Genomic DNA, 17,061 nt, shown 5'->3' with positions numbered 1-17,061 from the left:
GCCGCTGGCTGTCATCAAAAGTTGCTGCACTATACAGATTTGGGTTTTGAATGCCAATTGCCGCAGGGCGCACGGCAGGCATGCTTTGCCCGACCGGCAAAGCTTGCCGTGCATTTGCGGAGTGAGGTGCGCTCGGAATTCAGGTAAAGATAATAAAAACAATTATTTGCAGTGAATTTTGAAACTGGCCCATTGTTTGCTTTTACCTCGGCGACGACAGATGCCCGGTTTGCGGGCCTAACCTTTCGGGGGCGACAGTGCTGCCAACAGGCATGATCACCGATATCATTGGAGCCGGGGCCGGGACCGGAGCAGCTGGTGGGATTCAGTTTCAGGGGCCAGGAAGACCGTCTGCTGGACAGGGGAGCGGCTCGTCTACATTTGAAGCCGAGCTCTCTGCCCTTGGGGACGGGGATGGTGCGGGCGATGTGGTTTCCAGCGAAACCAACGTCTTGTCAGATGGTTCCGTGGATGTCGGCAGCGCCTTTGCCGCTCCCGCGGACGTGCCTGTCACGCCGTCTGCCGTCGAAGGCGGAGCGGAGACAGGCGGTGACGATCTGACAACGGGCGCTCTCTCTACGGGAGGGGCCGGGGCGCTCGAGCGGGGCGGTTCGGAAGATGGTCTTCTGTCTGGCCCGGGCGCACAGGCAGGCAGTACGGTGCCTCAGGCGCCCGCCGGTCCCCAGGCGCCGGGGGGGGCAGCTGCGGCAGATTCTGCCGGTCAGCCGACAGGTATTTCCGGGGGTGGTAACGGGCAGGGGGCATCCGCTGGAGCTGTGTCCGGTCTTTCCAACGGCGCGGTTGCTGACAGCTCTGGCGCGGGCCGCGCTGTCACGCCAGCGGCGGGAGAGGCGGCAACTGAAACGCTCTCTGGTGTCAAGGCGGGGCAGGCGGCGGACCAGACGCCGGGCCTCTCTGCACAAGCTGCGTCCGCTCAGGCCAGGGGCGCGCAAGCTGCCACACAGGCCGGGCGCCTTGAGGGGCCGGCTGGCCCGGTGAGTGGGGACAGTGCGTCTGCGGCCCTTTCGGGCGCGCAAGCGCCGCGCAAATGGCAAAGCGAATTGCCGAGTGAGCTGCGGGCTCCGGCCCTTGGTCAAGGCGCGCGGGCCAGTCAAGGCGGGGCTCCTGACGGAGCTGGGGGCGTGGCTGCCGACGGATCTCCGATGGGCGCTGCGTCTCAGGCTTCCGGTGCTGGTTCTGGACAACAGGCAGTGGCCCAGGCCGGATCTGGGCTGCTGACCTCTTCTGCCGGTCCGGATGCGGCGGGCCTGTCCTTGGCGGGCAGCGCCCTGGGCACAGACGGGTCAGCCTCGCAAGAGACTGAAACTTTGGACACAGGCTCTGCCAAAATCCAGCAGGGCGGGGCGCCGGGCGCGGAACGTCCGGCGGCAAACGCCTCTGAGATCGAGGCTAAAGGAGCGGCTGGGGACCTGGGGCAACAAAGAGCGCAGTTGCCCACTCAATCCCCTGCGGAAGTTGGTTTGCAAACTGCGTCTCAGGCGGCTTCCGCTGAGGTGTCCAGTGCGGCCACTGCCGCGTCGAAGCAAGCACCGCAGTCTCAACAGGCGTCTTCTGATGCTCTGGCTGCGGCTGCGTCTTCTGAGCCGGATCAAGGGCAGGCCGGGGCTGCAACGCCGTTCAAACCGGTCACGATGGAGGATTCGGAGGCCGGGCTGCGGGGCTCCGGTGCGGGGGCAGGCCCGTCAACCGCCAAGGCGGCTGCTGATGAAGCCGCTGGCCAGACAGGGGCTGCAACCGGCACCGATGGTGCGGTCAAAGGGGCACCCGCAGGGGGCGAGATCCGCCTGCAGGGTGCTTCTCCCCTGGCGGCGACCTTCCTGGCGTCCCAACTGGCGTCCGATGAGACAGCCTCCGGGGACCCGCTTGATATCAGTTTTTCCGGCGAGTTCGGAGCCACGTTGCGCGGCGGCGATACGGCGGGCGCCATGAGAACGGAAAGCCTGCAGACGCCCAATCAGGCCCAGTCCGCCCAGGTTGCCGGTCAGGTGGCTGCGGAAATGGCCCGCAATCTGAAAAACGGCCAGACCCGGTTCCAGATGCGGTTTGATCCGCCGGAGCTTGGCCGGGTGGATGTTCATATGAAAGTGTCGGCCGATGGTGGTGTTCAGGCGCATCTGGTGGTGGAGCGTCCGGAAACCCTCGACATGTTTCTGCGGGACCAGCGCGGCCTTGAGCGGGCGCTGGAGGCTGCCGGACTAACGGCGGACCCTGAAAATCTGCAATTCTCACTCCAGCAGGAGGGAGGGCAGGAATTCGCCTCCGGAGACGATACATCCGGCGGGTCCTCTGATCTGCCGCAGAGCTCTGGAGACAGCAGTGAGGCGGATACCGGTGAGCTTGAACAAGAGATAGTGCAGATGACGCTTGCAGCGCAGCGCGGCGGTCTGGATCTGAAGATTTGAAGAGGAGGGTGGTGCGCCACCCGGGGAGCAAAAAATGACAACGGTATCTGGAGCGAGCAATTCGTCCACGCAGACCAGCCTGTCAAGCCAGCAAGGGCTGATGGCCAATTATGAGCTGTTCCTGAACATTCTGACCGCCCAGATCCAGGCCCAGGATCCGCTGGACCCGATGGACTCGGCCCAGTTCACAAGCCAGCTGGTGGAATATTCCAACGTGGAACAGGCGATCCAGCAGAACAAGAACCTGGAATCGATCATCTCCTCGCTGAGCACCAATATGACGATGGGCTATGTCAGCTATATCGGCAATGATGTGACGGTGGATGCCTCGACAACAAACCTGTCTGGGGGCTCAGCCAGCTGGAAATATGATTTGGCCGAGGATGCCAGCGGGACTTATGAGATCCGCAACTCCACGGGCGATGTGGTCTATAAGGGCGAGGCGGACCTGAAAAAGGGTGAAGGCACGCTGGACTGGAACGGCCGCTCCACCGCCGGGGCGGACCTTCCGAACGGCCTTTATACCATTTCCTTCGACATGAAGGACGCGGCCAGCAACAAGGAGCCGGTCAAGACCCAGTATACGGGCCGGGTCGACCGCGTTGACCTGTCCGGCAGTGAGGTTCTCCTGAGTGTTGGCGGGCGGGAAATTCCGGTGTCCTCCGTCCTGTCCGTGGCCATGCCCAGCTGAGCAACTGCGCTTGGCATTCAACAAAGAGACTTGCCCGCTCAAGGTGTCACGCCTTGGGTGGGCTTTCCTATTGGGGCAGGCTTTCTAGCGCCCACACCGAATAAGACCCTATTCGACCGAAATATGAGAGCGTTCAGCAGGGAGGGTGTCACGGGGCTATGCGGGGCATCGTCCAGGACGCGCGAAATGACGAACCTGAAAAAACTATCCAATAGGGTCTTGTTTGCTGATGTTGGTATTCCCTCTAAGGGCGTGTGCTACGACACAGCATCAGAGGCTCAGGAGCGTGGCAGCCGGAATGACGCTATGTATTGGAAGTCTCTGCCGGGGAGGGCTGCGGGCCCGGGTGTTTATGTGCTGGCTTATTTTCTTGAGGAGGCGGTTCTGCATGAGCTGCCAGCGGATGGGGGTGGGAGCTCGTTTTGCCTTGCAAAATGCAGCTTGAGGAAATTATGGTTAACAGAACCCTATATTGAAGTTAAGAAATCGAGCTTTTCTCTTCATTGCTTCCTAAATATCATTCACTAAATTTAGATTTTATAGTTAATAAAACCCCAACTTTGCTTTAGGCGTTTGTTAAGCGTCGTCTTGTAGTCTCAACTTACCTTGGTCATGGTTAGTGTGAGAGTACAATGACCGAACAGATTCGTTCGCGCGTAAAATATGTCATCGGCCCGGATGGTAGTCCGCTTACTATTGCAGACCTGCCTCCGACATCCACAAAACGGTGGGTGATCCGCCGCAAGGCAGAAGTGGTCGCAGCCGTTCGCGGCGGCCTTCTGTCGCTGGAAGAGGCCTGCCAGAGATACACTTTGACAGTGGAGGAGTTCCTCTCCTGGCAGAGTTCAATCGAACGGCATGGGCTGGCCGGTTTGAGAGCCACACGGATTCAGCAATACAGAGGCTGATCCATCCATCCGTCAGGTTTGGAAAGCGGGGCGCGGATTGCGCGTCCCGGGGAAGGCCGGCATTTGCCGGTCTTTTTTTTGTTCACATTTTGACAATGGTGGCCCGGGTGGCTCCGCTGAATTGCGGATGGGCCGCAGAACTGCCCGAAGGCCACAAGCGCTTTTCCATTTGCAATAAAGGGTTTATCCAAAAATTAATGAAGTGGGCAGTTTTTCCCCACTTCAGTTGCGTTTTGCAATTCTGAAAAGGGCAGAAAACGGCCATTTTGTGATTTCCGTAAAGATTCTGTTAACCACTTGTTAACCGTCCGGGCGGCAAATTTTGCCCATCGGAGTGTGGCGTGTCGGGCCGACTCCCATAATAACAACTTAGACAAGCTTCTGATGCGGGCGGGCTTACGTGAACGGCATAACTGAATTTATTAAGACGCTGGGAGCAGCGCGGATCGCGGCCATGGGTGCCGTTGCCGCAATACTTGTCGGGGTGTTCGCATTCATCATTCTGCGGGTGACTGCGCCGCAGATGACCACTCTCTACAATGAACTCACGCTTGAAGATTCCGCCGCCATCGTCACCCAGCTGGAAAGCCAGGGCGTCCAGTTTAAACTTGCCCGCCAGGGCTCGACCATCATGGTGCCGAATGAACAGGTCGCCCGGTTGCGCATGCAGTTGGCCGCAGAGGGCCTGCCGACCGGTGGCTCCATCGGTTATGAAATCTTCGACCGCAGCGACACACTTGGCGCGACCAGTTTCGTTCAGAACATCAATCACCTGAGAGCAATGGAAGGTGAGTTGGCCCGGACCATCGGGTCTCTGGACCGCATCCGTAAGGCCCGGGTGCATCTGGTGATCCCGGAGCGGCAGCTGTTCCAGAAAGACCGCCGTCCGCCGTCCGCGTCCATCGTATTGAATGTGCGCGGGGCGCTTGGGCCCGGGGAAATCCGCGCGGTACAGCACCTTGTGGCCACGGCCGTTGACGGACTGGACCCGGACCATGTGTCGATTGTCGATGAGACTGGCCGTCTTCTGGCCTCAGGTGCAGGCAGCGATGATGAGGGGATGATCTCCACGTCCTTGCAGGAGCGCACGGTGGCCATTGAAACCCGCCTGCGCAATCAGGTTGAGGAAATCCTGAATTCGATTGTGGGCCCGGGGCGGGCCCGGGTGCGGGTTCATGCGGATGTGGACTATAACCGGCTGACGGAAACCACAGAAACCTTTGATCCGGAAGGGCAGGTTGTCCGCTCCACCCAGACCAAGGAAGAGGCGTCGTCTTCGGTCAGCCGCAATGGTCAGGTGACCGTCGGCAACGAGCTGCCCAATGCGGGCGGCGAGCAGGGCGAAGGCGGGCGGGACACGGCGTCCACGACGGAGGAAATCGTCAACTACGAGATTTCCCGCTCGACCCGGACCGAAGTGGTTGAGGCGGGCGAGGTCAAGCGCCTGTCCGTTGCCGTTCTGGTGGATGGTACCTATCTGCCGGATGCGGATGGCAATTCGGTCTATTCACCCCGTTCCCAGGACACGCTCGACAGGATCGCAGTTCTGGTCCGCTCCGCGGTCGGCTTCGACCAGGGGCGCGGCGATATCGTTGAAGTGGTCAATCTGCAATTTGCCCTGCCGCCGCAGGACGACTTGATGGCTGATGACACCAGTCTGTTCAACTTCACCCGGGACGACATCATGCGGTTTGCGGAACTGGGTGTTCTGCTGCTGATTGCCTTGCTCCTGCTGCTCTTCGTGGTCCGTCCGCTCCTGAAGCGGATCGTCACGCCGGACGAAAAACAGCCTCAGGAGCTGATGATCGGCCCCGATGGCACACTTGTGGTGGAAACCGATGTGCCCAATGAGGACGAGGCTGAAGACGATTTCGTGATCGAATGGCTCGAGCAGGCGAAGCAGGAAGGGGCAATGCAGGCAAGTTCCATCGCCAAGGTGGGTGACATGATCAAGGACCATCCGACGGAAGCCGTGACCATCGTCCGCGGCTGGCTGGATGATCAGGCGGCCTGACAATGAACGATCTTCTCCAAAAACAGCTCAAGGTCAGCGCGGACGAAGAAGAGCGCGAACTCAAGGGCGCCGAGCGGGCGGCCGTTCTTCTGCTGGCCCTTGGCGAATCTCATGGTGCGCCGATCTGGGACAAGCTTGACGAGATTGAAGTGCGCCAGGTCTCGGCAGCCATGGCCAATCTGGGCCCGGTCACGCCAAACATGCTGGAAGACTTGTTCAAGGACTTTGTCCGCCGGGTCAGCTCCCGAGGGGCCTTGACCGGCAATGTGGATGCGACCGAACGGCTGCTGGCCAGCTTCCTGCCCGGGGACAAGGTCTCCGTCATTATGGAGGAAATCCGCGGGCCTGCCGGCCGGAACATGTGGGAGAAACTGTCAAACGTTCAGGAAAACGTTCTGGCAAACTATCTGAAGAACGAATACCCCCAGACCGTCGCTGTTGTTCTGTCAAAGATCAATTCGGACCATGCGGCGCGGGTTCTTGGCATTCTGCCGGAGGAACTGGCGTTGGAAGTGGTCAGCCGGATGCTGCGGATGGATGCGGTGCAAAAGGAAGTTCTGGAAAAGGTCGAGCAGACTCTCCGGGTGGAGTTCATGTCGAACCTGACCAACACGTCGCGCCGGGACAGCCACGAGATGATGGCAGATATCTTCAACAATTTCGACCGTCAGACCGAAGCCCGGTTCCTGGCGGCCCTGGAAGAGGACAACCGCGAGGCAGCGGACCGGATCAAGACGCTGATGTTCACCTTCGACGATTTGTTGAAACTGGATGCGGCCAGCTGTCAGACCCTTCTGCGCCATGTGGAAAAGGATCAGCTTGCGATCGCGCTCAAGGGATCCACCGATACGGCCCGCGAATTCTTCTTCGGCAACATGTCGTCCCGTGCGGCCAAGCTTCTGGCCGACGACATGGAAGCCCTGGGGCCGGTCCGGTTGCGGGATGTTGATGAAGCGCAGACAGACATGGTGAACAAGGCCAAGGACCTGGCGGCAAAAGGTGAGATCATGATCTCCAAGTCGAAGGGCGAGGATGAAATTATCTACTGATGATTCAGCCAGCAGGTACACGTAGCAGAATGGGCAGCATGACCAACCCGTCGAAATTTCTGTTCAACATGGACTTTTCCACGCCGGAAGAGCCCGAGGTTGAGGCGCCGCCTGAGCCGCAGATCCCTATGATCACGTTGGCGGAGCATGAGAAACTGCTGGCGGAGGCAGAGGCGCGGGCGTTTGAAAAAGGGCGCGTTCAGGCGCTGGAAGACCTGCAGACGAAGCAGGAAACCCTGTTGACCGCAGAGGTTGGCCGGCTGGTGGACGCGGTTGGCGGCGTGATTGAAACCCTGGATGATCAGCAGGCCAGCCGGGAAAAAGATGCCGTCAGCCTGTCATTTCTTGTGGCCAGACGGCTTTGTGCCCACCTGATTGCCCGCCAGCCACTGGCCGAAACGGTGGCCTTGGTGTCAGAATGCCTGGGCCCGCTGCGCAAGGCGCCGCATCTGGTGATCCGGGTTGCGGAGAAGGACGTGGAGGCGCTGAAGGCGCAGGTGGATCCGATCATTCACGAGAAGGGCTTTGATGGCCGCCTCGTGATCCTGGGCGAGCCGGAAATCGGCCGCGGCGATTGCCATATCGAATGGGCTGATGGCGGGATCAAGCGGGACCGGAAGGTGCTGGAAAACGAGATCGACGCAAGCATCCGGACGTATCTAAGGGCGCGCAGCGCGGCAAAGGCCGCTCCAGCCCCTGACGCTCCGGTGCAAAAGGACGCTGAGACATGAGCGACGAACAAGACACCAATATTCCGCTCGACGAGCTGGAGGCGCCTGAGCGCAGCTCGGACGACGAAGAAATTGCCGCGCCGCAATCGGCGGCGGATCTTGAAGCCGTGTTTGATGTGCCGGTGCGGATCTCTGCCGTTCTGGGGCATTCGAAAATGCATGTGTCGGATCTTTTGAAGCTTGCCTCCGGCACGGTGCTGGAACTCGACCGGAAGGTCGGGGAGGCAATCGATATCTATGTGAATGACCGGCTGGTGGCCCGCGGCGAAGTGGTTCTGGTTGAGGACAAGCTCGGCGTCACCATGACGGAAATCATCAAGACGGACCGGTAGGAAAGGTAACAGATGCGTCTGCTCATTGTCGGAACCCTTGGTGGTCAGCTCACGACAGCATCAAAGATCGCGATGCAGGGCGGTGCCCAGGTCACCCATGCGGATGACGTGGAAGGGGCGCTGAAGGTTCTGCGGTCCGGCCGGGGCGCGGATCTCATGATGGTTGAGGTTCATCTCGACATTGCCGGCCTCATCGACAAGCTGCAGCTGGAACGGGTGCATGTGCCGGTGGTGGCCTGCGGCGTGGAAACCGACGCCCAGGCGGCCGTGACGGCGATCCGGGCCGGGGCGAAGGAATATATCCCCCTGCCGCCGGACCCGGAGATGATCGCAGCGGTTCTGGCCGCCGTCGCCCAGGAGCGCGGGGATCTGATCTACCGGGACGAAGCCATGGCCACCGTGGTCAAGCTGGCCGAGCAGGTGGCCCCGTCTGAAGCCTCCGTGCTGATCACCGGCGAGTCGGGCACCGGCAAGGAAGTGATTGCCCGCCACGTTCACAAATGCTCCAACCGGGCGTCCAAACCGTTCATTTCGATCAACTGTGCGGCCATCCCTGAGCACCTTCTGGAATCGGAACTGTTCGGCCATGAGAAAGGCGCCTTTACTGGCGCGGTTGCCCGCCGGATCGGCAAGTTCGAGGAGGCCGATGGGGGCACGCTGCTCCTGGACGAGATTTCCGAAATGGATGTGCGCCTGCAAGCAAAACTGTTGCGCGCCATTCAGGAGCGGGTGATCGACCGGGTGGGCGGCACGCGGCCGGTTCCGGTGAATATCCGCATTCTGGCCACGTCCAACCGGGATCTGGCGGAAAGTGTGCGCCAGGGCCAGTTCCGCGAAGATCTTCTGTTCCGGCTGAATGTGGTCAACCTAAAGCTCCCGGCCCTGCGGGAGCGCCCGGCCGATATCATGGAGCTGGCCCAGTTTTTCATCAAACATTATTCGGAAGCCAATGGGGTTCCGGTGCGGCTGGTCTCCGCAGAGGCCCGGCAGGCCCTGATGGCCAATCCCTGGCCGGGAAATGTGCGCGAGCTGGAAAACACCATGCACCGGTCCATTCTTCTGGCCTCGGGTGCGGAAATCGGAGTTGAGGCGATCCGCATGCCGGATGGCACGCCGCTGACCGGCTCGCGCGGCCCTGCGGAGCGGGCTGCAGAGACAGCGGAAGCCGTGACCCGGTCCTTTGTCGGGCGCACGGTGGCGGATGTGGAACGGGATCTCATCCTGGACACGCTGGACCATTGCCTGGGCAACCGGACCCATGCGGCGAAAATTCTGGGAATCTCCATCCGCACGCTGCGGAACAAGCTGAATCAGTATACCGATGAAGGGGTCAGCGTCCCGGGACCGGGCGAGGCCAGAGCCTGATCATCAAACATCGTGCAATCCAGACGCGGCATGTGGTGAGTCCGGGCGTCTGTCAGAAACCGGAATAGAGAATGTCGGACACGGCAGCAGGTGGACAAGGCGGGGGATCGGCCCCGGCATCAGGACCGGAGCAACCGGCGGCAGCGGCCCAGTCCGATGCGGCACCGTCCAATTTGCCTTCCCTTCAGGAGCTGATCGACACCCTGCGCAAGGGGGATGTCGGGCTGGCGACCGGCGTTCTGGTGATCCTGACGCTGCTGATCCTGCCCATGCCGCCGGTTATGCTGGACACGTTTCTGGCAGTGTCGATCATCTTTTCCGTCATGATCCTGATGACGGGCCTGTTCATTCAAAAACCGCTTGAATTCTCGTCCTTCCCGACGGTGCTGCTGATCGCGACTATGTTGCGGCTAGGCCTGAACATTTCATCCACCCGGCTGATCCTGGCCAATGGCCATGAGGGCACGTCGGCGGCGGGCAACGTCATCCAGTCCTTCGGCAATCTGGTGATGGGCGGCAATTTTGTCATCGGGATCATTGTGTTTGCGATCCTGGTGATCGTGAATTTCGTGGTGATCACCAAGGGGTCAGGCCGGATCGCGGAAGTCGCCGCCCGCTTCACTCTGGATGCAATGCCGGGCAAGCAGATGGCCATTGACGCGGATCTGTCTGCCGGTCTCATCGATGAGGCGGAAGCCAAGACCCGCCGGAAGGCGCTGGAAGATGAAAGCTCGTTTTTCGGGGCTATGGATGGTGCCTCGAAATTTGTGCGCGGCGATGCGATTGCGGGCCTCCTGATTACCTTTATCAACATTCTGGGCGGGATCTTTATCGGTGTCGCCCAGATGGAGCTGAGTTTTTCGGAAGCGGCGAACAACTATACGCTTCTGACCATCGGGGACGGTCTGGTCTCGCAGATCCCGGCGCTGATCGTCTCGACTGCGGCCGGTCTTCTGGTCTCCAAGGCCGGTGTGCACGGCGCAGCCGACAAGGCCTTGACCAGCCAGTTCACCGGCTATCCGAAAGCGCTTGGCATGTCGGCTGCGGTCATGGTGGTCCTGGCAATGCTGCCGGGCATGCCGATGATCCCGTTCCTGGGCCTGGCCGGTCTTGCCGGGTATCTTGCCTTTCAGGTGGGGGCGCGCAAGAAGAAGGCAGCGGCCAAGGTCGCCCATCAAAAAGCCGTTGAGGCCGCGCCGAAACCGCCGCCCGAGCCACCGATCACCGATGCACTCAAGATGGACGAATTGAGGATTGAGCTTGGCTATGCCCTGCTGCCCCTGATCAATGGCAAGGCACAAGGGGAAGGGGATGTTCTGACAGAGCAGATCAAGGCGCTGCGCCGTCAGGTCGCCGGCGACATGGGGGTTATCATGCCGCCGGTGCGCATCCTCGACAACATTCAGCTCGGCGCCAATGACTATGTCATCAAGGTCAAGGAAGTGGAGGCCGGGCGCGGCATTCTCTATCCCAACCATTATATGGTGATGGACCCTGCGGGCGGGCAGGTCAAACTGCCAGGAACCCATACGACGGAACCGACTTTCGGCCTGCCGGCAACCTGGGTGGAGGCCCAGTACCGGGAAGATGCCTCCCTTCGTGGGTATACGGTGGTCGATCCGGCAACTGTGCTGTCCACCCACCTGACTGAAACGATCAAGACCAATATCAGTGAACTTCTGACCTATGGTGATGTTCAAAAACTTCTGAAGGAGCTGAAGGGCGAGCAGGCCAAGCTTGTAGAAGATCTGGTTCCTTCGCAAATCACCGTCTCGGGCCTGCAACGGGTGCTGCAGACCCTTCTGGACGAGCGCATTTCGGTGCGCGATCTGGGCACCATTCTGGAAGGTGTGTCGGAGGCGGCCGGGATGACCCGCAACACCGACACGATTGCCGAACATGTGCGCACGCGACTCGGCCGTCAGATCTGTGCAGCCAATCTGGCGCCGGGTGGCTATCTGCCGTTGATCGCCCTGTCGCCGCAATGGGAGCAGGCGTTCCTGGAATCGATTGTGGGCGAAGGCGACGAGCGTCAACTGGCCATGCAGCCAAGCCGGTTGCAGGAATTCGTGGCCAAGGTGCGCGATGCCTTTGAGGCCGCTGCCCAGCAGGGCGAGGTGCCGGTGCTTCTGACCTCGCCCCAGACCCGCTCCTTCGTGCGCTCCATCGTGGAACGTTTCCGCGCCCATACAACGGTGATGAGCCAGGCGGAAGTACATCCCAGGATCAAGCTGAAGACGGTGGGCTCGGTCTAGGAGGAGTGTCGTCAGGCAAATTGCGTCTTACCGGATGTGTCTTTCGTTGCCTGACAACAACAGGGCGTTCAACCCAAATGACACAGAGGATTGGCCTTGCTTCACCACGAAGCGCTTCAGAAAAGCGGGTGTCTCAGACGACCACGTTAACCCGTGCCATGACGGCGGTATTGCTGGCATAAGGCCCGCTTTGCCCCTGATTTTGCATCAGGAAATTCGTGTTGGACTGGGAGGCTTCGGACGTGATTGTCGAAAAATTGTTGGCGATGGTGCGCAGCTGCGCCATTTTTTGGGCGGCGGCTTCCCGGCGCTGGTTCCAGGACTTGTTATAGTCCGACCAGGTGGATTTCTGCTGGGACTTGAATTTGTTATGATAGTCCCGCTGGACGTAATTTCCCACTTTAGGCATGTGCGCATCTTTCCTGGATACGGGGTAAGTGTCTCAAACCATGGTTAACAAGTGATGAATCGGCTGCAGTATGCAAGCCGGGGGAAACCGTTTTTGAGAAACAAAATCAACACTCTTTACGTTTCCGGCTTGTCTTGTGCCCAAACTGGTTTACTCCGGTTGACACCTACAAGAGATCTCGGAGGGAACAGTGTCAGCGCCTGTGCTTGATTTGAACGGCTATACGGATGTGCCAGAGGGCAAGGTGGCCTTTGTGGTCACCTATCTGGAGATGACCCAAGCCCCGGCGGAGCCCCTGGCTGCAGACAGGACCGATCTTGAGCTCGTCCGCTGGAGCAAGCCGGAACTTGAGGCCTATCGCAGATTGTTCCGTCAGGTGGGGGAGGACTGGCTCTGGTTTGGCCGTCTCACCCATGACGATGTGGCACTGTCGGCTCTTTTGAACGAACCGGCGCGGGAGAACTATCTGCCTGCGCGCGCAAACACGCCGATCGGGACACTCGAACTTGACTTCGCCGACCCGAAAGAACCGGAAATAGCCTATTTCGGACTGGTGCCGGAGGCGATTGGCGGGGGTATTGGCCGCTGGCTAATGTCCCGGGCGGTGTCCATGTCCTGGTCGCGCCCGGAGACTGAACGTCTGTGGTTGCACACCTGCACGGCGGACAGCCCTCAGGCGTTGAAATTCTATATGTCCTGCGGTTTCAAACCCTATAAGCGCGCCATCGAGATCGCCGATGATCCGAGGGGGCTGGGTCTGCATGGCGTAGACAAGGCGCCCCATGTACCTGTGCTCAAGGCAGGCTGATCAAGATTGACGCATCGAGTGGGCGGAGGACCGGGCTGCGGCCTGTGCTTGAAAGGCGGTGCCGTCAGGCGCTCATTTTCACCCTTTCGGGAAAGGCCTGGGTCAGGGCCTGCCGGCTTGGCTCCAGAACCCCGCGTTCGGTGATGAGGCCGGTGATCAGGCGCGCGGGGGTCACATCGAACGCGGGATTGCTGACCCGGGCGCCATCGGCCATGATGGATATGGTCTCAATGCCGCCAGCTTCGGTCTTGCCGGTCACCCGGGTGATTTCCGTGCCTTCCCGCTCTTCAATCGGCAGGTCCCGCAGACCATTGGTCAGGGAAAAGTCGATGCTCGGCGAGGGCAGCGCCACATAGAAGGGGATCTTGTTGTCCCGTGCGGCAAGGGCTTTCAGATACGTGCCGATCTTGTTGCAGACATCGCCGGTGGCAGTGAGCCGCTCTGCGCCGGTGATCACAAGATCAACCTCCCCGTGTTGCATCAGATGGCCGCCGGCATTGTCGACGATGATGGTGTGGGGCACGCCGTGATGGCCCAGCTCCCAGGCAGTCAGATAAGCACCCTGGTATCTCGGCCGCGTTTCATCCACCCAGACATGAACTGGCAGGCCGCCATCATGGGCCATGTAGATCGGGGCGGTTGCCGTGCCCCAGTCCACGGTGGACAGCCAGCCTGCATTGCAATGGGTCAGGATGTTGACCGGCTCTCCGGGGCGCTTGGTACGGGCAATGGCGGCAATCAGTTCCATGCCGAACATGCCGATGGCCATGTTGAGGCCGATATCTTCATCGCAAATGACATTGGCCAGCGCGAAGGCGGCTCTGGCCCGGTGCTCCGGCTCGATCTGGACAAGACTGCGCCGAGCCCGGTCCAGAGCCCAGTTGAGGTTGATCGTGGCCGGACGGGTTTGCAGGAGCACGGAACAGGCTTCATGCAAAGCCTCTTCGGACGGATCCGCCCGCATGGCAAGCGCAACCCCGAACACCGCCGTTGCCCCGATCAGGGGCGCACCGCGCACCTGCAGCGCGCGGATGGCCCGGGCGGCGTCCTCCAGATCCTGCAACTTTGCGATCTCGAATGTGTGGGGAAGCTTCGTCTGGTCGATGATCTCGACACTGTCATCTTCTTCGCAAAGCCGGATCGCGCGGTGTTTCTTGCCATCCACCTTCAAAGACATGCCCTCCAGGACCAGGTCAAAATCAAACTGCTCTGCCGTCCATACGACCTATCCTTGCATAGCGCACGGCCGGGGCGCGAACCAGTGCCGCCTCGCTGGTGTTACGGTTAAAAATCTCCTAAACTCCCCAGAATGGCCGTTAACCAGTTTGGGATCATTGTCAGTGGATAGGCTGGAGTTTCCCCCTCGCGGGCCATTCCGCGCCCAAGAGACTCGGTTAAGACTCTCGTCAACGGCAAGACCAGAAGATTGGAGTCAGGCGCCTCATGGCTGAAATGCAGGATAATGTCGTCCCCCATACGCGCATGCGCTCTTTGCGCGATGCCATTCGCAAGGTGCAGCTCGGCGAGGTTGAGCGCTCGGATGTGGTGGTCGAGCTGCAGGACACCGAACGGGCCCGGCTGGACATGCTGGCGGACGAGCTCAAAGACGTGTTCCGGGAGATCCCGGAAGATGATGATCAGTTCTCCCTTCAGATCATTGCAGGCTCGACACCGCGCCTGTGGATCGATGTCACCAGTCATGTTTCGGTCGGTGGTGACCGCAAGACCTACCGGTTCTTGAAGGACACGCGGCTTGGCCGGGTGGTGATCCTGGAAACCGCCAATATCGACGATATGGCGGATTGCCTGACCGAATATATTGCAGAGCGGGTGATCGAGCGGGAAAAGGCCCTGGAAGGGGACTGGCTGAACCAGCGCCTGCGTCAGGTCGCGCTCGATTCCCAGGTGGTGCGGGTCAAGGAAAGCACGACGTCCTGGCTGGCCATTGCCGGCGGGTTTGGCATTGGGCTTGCCGCCGGTGTGGTTGGCCTGATCGCTTTTGCCTGGTTTGCCAATCCGATCTGAGGTTTTTGCCGACTGTCAGCCACCCCGGAGGGCTCCGCCCGCCGGAACCTGCACCTCCCGTGCTCTCACCAGAGCGATGGAGGCACCGGGCGCCTCGAAGCCGTGTTCTTCCATGCGGCAGGACCAGCCGCTGCCGTTGCGCTCAATCCTGAACAGATTGTAGCGGGCGGCCGGTTTGTGGCCGCCTGGCGCGCAGGTAGCCGAAGGCACGCCGACGACCGGGACGGGTCCGTTCGGTCCCTCAATTTCCTCAAAACTGTCGATGTGGGTGTGGCCATGCAGGATCAGCTCTGCCCCGGCCCGTTTGACGACGGCCCGCACCCGGGAGGCATCGGAGAGGCGCTTGTGCCATTTGGTGGCGTGTTTGAACGGCGGGTGGTGCAGCATCACGACCCGGAACAGCCCGGCCTGTCCGGTTGTCTCCAGCAGCCTGCGCAGGGCCTTGGCCTGTTGGCTGCCGACCCGGCCGGTCGCAAACCAGGGGGCGCTGGCCCGGCCCGTATTGACGCCGATCAGGGCAAGGCCATCCCGCTGGCGCAGATAGGGAAAGACGGCCTCGGTCCGGGAGGGGGCGGGGGCGTTTTGCTCCCCTAAGTTACTTGAAACCTGCGACGCTGGATCTGCGCACATGAAGGGCTGCCAGGCAGCGCTCGCCTTGCGCACGGCGCCGGGCACATAGGCATCGTGATTGCCAGGCACCACGGACACATGGTCCGGCGCCCCGAGTTCCTCAAGCCAGGTCCGGGCCCCGGAGATTTCCAGGGGCAGGGCAATGTTGACGAGGTCGCCAGTCACGGCGATATGGTCCGGCGCTCTGGACTTCAGATCTTCGACGAGCTGGTCCAGATGATTACCGCCCATCACTTTCGAGCGGTTCCGCTGCCAGTTGAGATAGCCCAGGATCCGCTTGGACAAGAGCTGGATCAGCTTGGGATCGGGCAGGGGGCCTAAATGGGGGTCGGACAAATGCGCAAGGGTGAACATGGGGGCGCATCATCAAACCAAAATGCGCCGCGTCAAGGAAATAACGCGGCGCATCACAATCACGTCTGAACTTTCAAGGGGTCAGCGTTTGGGGTTGACCCGGACGGCCTTGACCGCAGCCTGTTGGGAGGCTGAGCCACCGGTCGTTTTGGCGGAGCGCGTGGTTTCGCGCAGCGTCGCGTTCACAACAGTCACAAATCCGAACATTTTTCTTGCTCCGGTCGCGGCCTTGCCCGACCCTTAGTTGGTGGGGAATGTGGTCAGGATCGCGGCAACACGCGGGTTGCTCAGATCAACAGCCGGTTTCCAGTTGTAATGGGCCGGACGGGGGCGGCGCTTGCCGAAAAGTGCGTTCAACATGGTCATCTCCTTGGGAGGGTCAGGCAGATGCGCTGCCTTCAAAATCATCAATCTGCATTCCATATAGGCAATTCAGGCCTAAAGAAGGAGCGTTATTGTGGCGCATCTGCCCTGCAAGAAGCGCATGGGTTCGTTAAGTGTTGCTTCACCTGTTATGCGTGCAAGTTGGGGCCATGTTGAAGATCCTGTCATTGCTGCCAAGCCGCTGGACCAAACGGATCGTCCAGACAGCGGTGCTTGTGCGCAATCCCTACATTCTCGGGGTCCGGGTTATTGTGGAAGACGGGCAGGGACGGGTTCTGCTGGTGCGCCATACCTATCTGGACGGCTGGTATCTGCCCGGCGGTGCAGTCGACCGGGGGGAAACGCTGGAAGCGGCAGCCAGCCGGGAAGTGGCGGAGGAAGCCGGACTGGTGGCGGAGGCGCCGCCGCAGCTTCTGGGCATCTATCTTAACCGGGAAGCCACCGGCCGGGATCATGTCGGCCTGTTCCACCTGACCGTATGGAGCAAGGGCAGCAGTTTCCTGCTGCCAAACCGTGAAATTGCCGAAGCCGGTTTTTTTCCGCTGGATGCCCTGCCGGACCGGCTCAGTCCGGCCACCGCCCGCCGCCTTGAGGCGTTCAAGGCGGGTGATATCCCCTCAGGCGGGCACTGGTGACACAGGTGCCTGTCTGCTGAGACCAAAGACATGCTGACTTATCGCCAG

The 17,061-nt window shown here is 60.5% G+C and carries 17 protein-coding genes; 13 read left to right on the top strand and 4 right to left on the bottom strand.

The features are described 5' to 3' along the window. Positions 1-257: 257 nt before the first annotated feature. The 10 genes from ACXAH0_RS12295 (at position 258) to flhA (ending at position 11,768) form a co-directional block, all read left to right on the top strand. A complete protein-coding gene (locus ACXAH0_RS12295; protein ID WP_475191527.1) occupies positions 258-2,423 on the top strand; it encodes a flagellar hook-length control protein FliK in 2,166 nt (721 codons plus the stop codon). Between the two features lie 34 nt (positions 2,424-2,457). Further along, complete coding sequence (locus ACXAH0_RS12290; protein ID WP_475191523.1) at positions 2,458-3,114, top strand: flagellar hook assembly protein FlgD; 657 nt, start codon at positions 2,458-2,460, stop codon at positions 3,112-3,114. 186 nt (positions 3,115-3,300) lie between these two features. After that, positions 3,301-3,642 carry a hypothetical protein gene (locus tag ACXAH0_RS12285; protein WP_475174973.1) on the top strand — a complete coding sequence of 114 codons (342 nt, stop codon included), beginning with the start codon at positions 3,301-3,303 and terminating at the stop codon, positions 3,640-3,642. A gap of 104 nt (positions 3,643-3,746) precedes the next feature. Continuing rightward, positions 3,747-4,022, top strand: coding sequence for a CtrA inhibitor SciP (sciP, locus tag ACXAH0_RS12280; protein ID WP_265966962.1), 276 nt, complete (start codon positions 3,747-3,749; stop codon positions 4,020-4,022). A gap of 400 nt (positions 4,023-4,422) precedes the next feature. Then, a complete protein-coding gene (fliF, locus tag ACXAH0_RS12275; protein ID WP_475174971.1) occupies positions 4,423-6,036 on the top strand; it encodes a flagellar basal-body MS-ring/collar protein FliF in 1,614 nt (537 codons plus the stop codon). A 2-nt stretch (positions 6,037-6,038) separates the two neighbouring features. Continuing rightward, entirely contained in the window at positions 6,039-7,085 is a 1,047-nt protein-coding gene (fliG, locus tag ACXAH0_RS12270) for a flagellar motor switch protein FliG (protein ID WP_475191519.1), read from the top strand. A 38-nt stretch (positions 7,086-7,123) separates the two neighbouring features. After that, positions 7,124-7,816, top strand: a complete 693-nt coding sequence (locus ACXAH0_RS12265; RefSeq protein WP_475174966.1) for a FliH/SctL family protein — start codon at positions 7,124-7,126, stop codon at positions 7,814-7,816. Then, complete coding sequence (gene fliN / locus ACXAH0_RS12260; protein WP_475174964.1) at positions 7,813-8,148, top strand: flagellar motor switch protein FliN; 336 nt, start codon at positions 7,813-7,815, stop codon at positions 8,146-8,148. Before ACXAH0_RS12265 ends, fliN begins: the two co-directional genes overlap by 4 nt. A gap of 12 nt (positions 8,149-8,160) precedes the next feature. Next, positions 8,161-9,513, top strand: coding sequence for a sigma-54-dependent transcriptional regulator FlbD (flbD, locus tag ACXAH0_RS12255; protein ID WP_475174962.1), 1,353 nt, complete (start codon positions 8,161-8,163; stop codon positions 9,511-9,513). 71 nt (positions 9,514-9,584) lie between these two features. Then, the gene (flhA, locus tag ACXAH0_RS12250) at positions 9,585-11,768 is read left to right on the top strand and encodes a flagellar biosynthesis protein FlhA (RefSeq protein ID WP_475174959.1); all 2,184 of its coding nucleotides are present in this window, start codon (positions 9,585-9,587) and stop codon (positions 11,766-11,768) included. A 133-nt stretch (positions 11,769-11,901) separates the two neighbouring features. Here flhA and ACXAH0_RS12245 read toward each other — a convergent pair whose 3' ends face one another. Beyond that, positions 11,902-12,177 (bottom strand): flagellar biosynthesis protein, encoded by a 276-nt coding sequence (locus tag ACXAH0_RS12245; protein WP_475174956.1) that lies wholly within the window; start codon positions 12,175-12,177, stop codon positions 11,902-11,904. A 190-nt stretch (positions 12,178-12,367) separates the two neighbouring features. On the opposite strand from ACXAH0_RS12245, the gene ACXAH0_RS12240 reads away from it, so the two are divergent. Beyond that, on the top strand, positions 12,368-12,985 hold the full coding sequence (locus ACXAH0_RS12240) for a GNAT family N-acetyltransferase (protein WP_475191516.1): 618 nt from the start codon (positions 12,368-12,370) through the stop codon (positions 12,983-12,985). Between the two features lie 64 nt (positions 12,986-13,049). Here ACXAH0_RS12240 and mtnA read toward each other — a convergent pair whose 3' ends face one another. Then, on the bottom strand, positions 13,050-14,156 hold the full coding sequence (mtnA, locus tag ACXAH0_RS12235) for an S-methyl-5-thioribose-1-phosphate isomerase (RefSeq protein ID WP_475191574.1): 1,107 nt from the start codon (positions 14,154-14,156) through the stop codon (positions 13,050-13,052). A gap of 272 nt (positions 14,157-14,428) precedes the next feature. Between mtnA and ACXAH0_RS12230 the strand changes: the two genes are divergently transcribed. Next, positions 14,429-15,010, top strand: a complete 582-nt coding sequence (locus tag ACXAH0_RS12230) for a hypothetical protein (RefSeq protein WP_475174951.1) — start codon at positions 14,429-14,431, stop codon at positions 15,008-15,010. A gap of 15 nt (positions 15,011-15,025) precedes the next feature. Here ACXAH0_RS12230 and ACXAH0_RS12225 read toward each other — a convergent pair whose 3' ends face one another. Both ACXAH0_RS12225 and ACXAH0_RS12220 read right to left on the bottom strand, forming a co-directional pair. After that, positions 15,026-15,994, bottom strand: coding sequence for a metallophosphoesterase family protein (locus ACXAH0_RS12225; RefSeq protein ID WP_475191512.1), 969 nt, complete (start codon positions 15,992-15,994; stop codon positions 15,026-15,028). An 81-nt stretch (positions 15,995-16,075) separates the two neighbouring features. Further along, entirely contained in the window at positions 16,076-16,201 is a 126-nt protein-coding gene (locus tag ACXAH0_RS12220) for a hypothetical protein (protein ID WP_475174947.1), read from the bottom strand. A 326-nt stretch (positions 16,202-16,527) separates the two neighbouring features. Between ACXAH0_RS12220 and ACXAH0_RS12215 the strand changes: the two genes are divergently transcribed. Then, entirely contained in the window at positions 16,528-17,013 is a 486-nt protein-coding gene (locus tag ACXAH0_RS12215) for an NUDIX domain-containing protein (RefSeq protein ID WP_475174944.1), read from the top strand. The last annotated feature ends 48 nt before the right edge of the window (positions 17,014-17,061 follow it).

This window comes from Roseibium sp. AWQ4_290 (assembly GCF_056160985.1).
The sequence above is the reverse complement of the archived record's forward strand: the minus strand, read 5'-3'. Positions and strand labels throughout refer to the sequence as shown.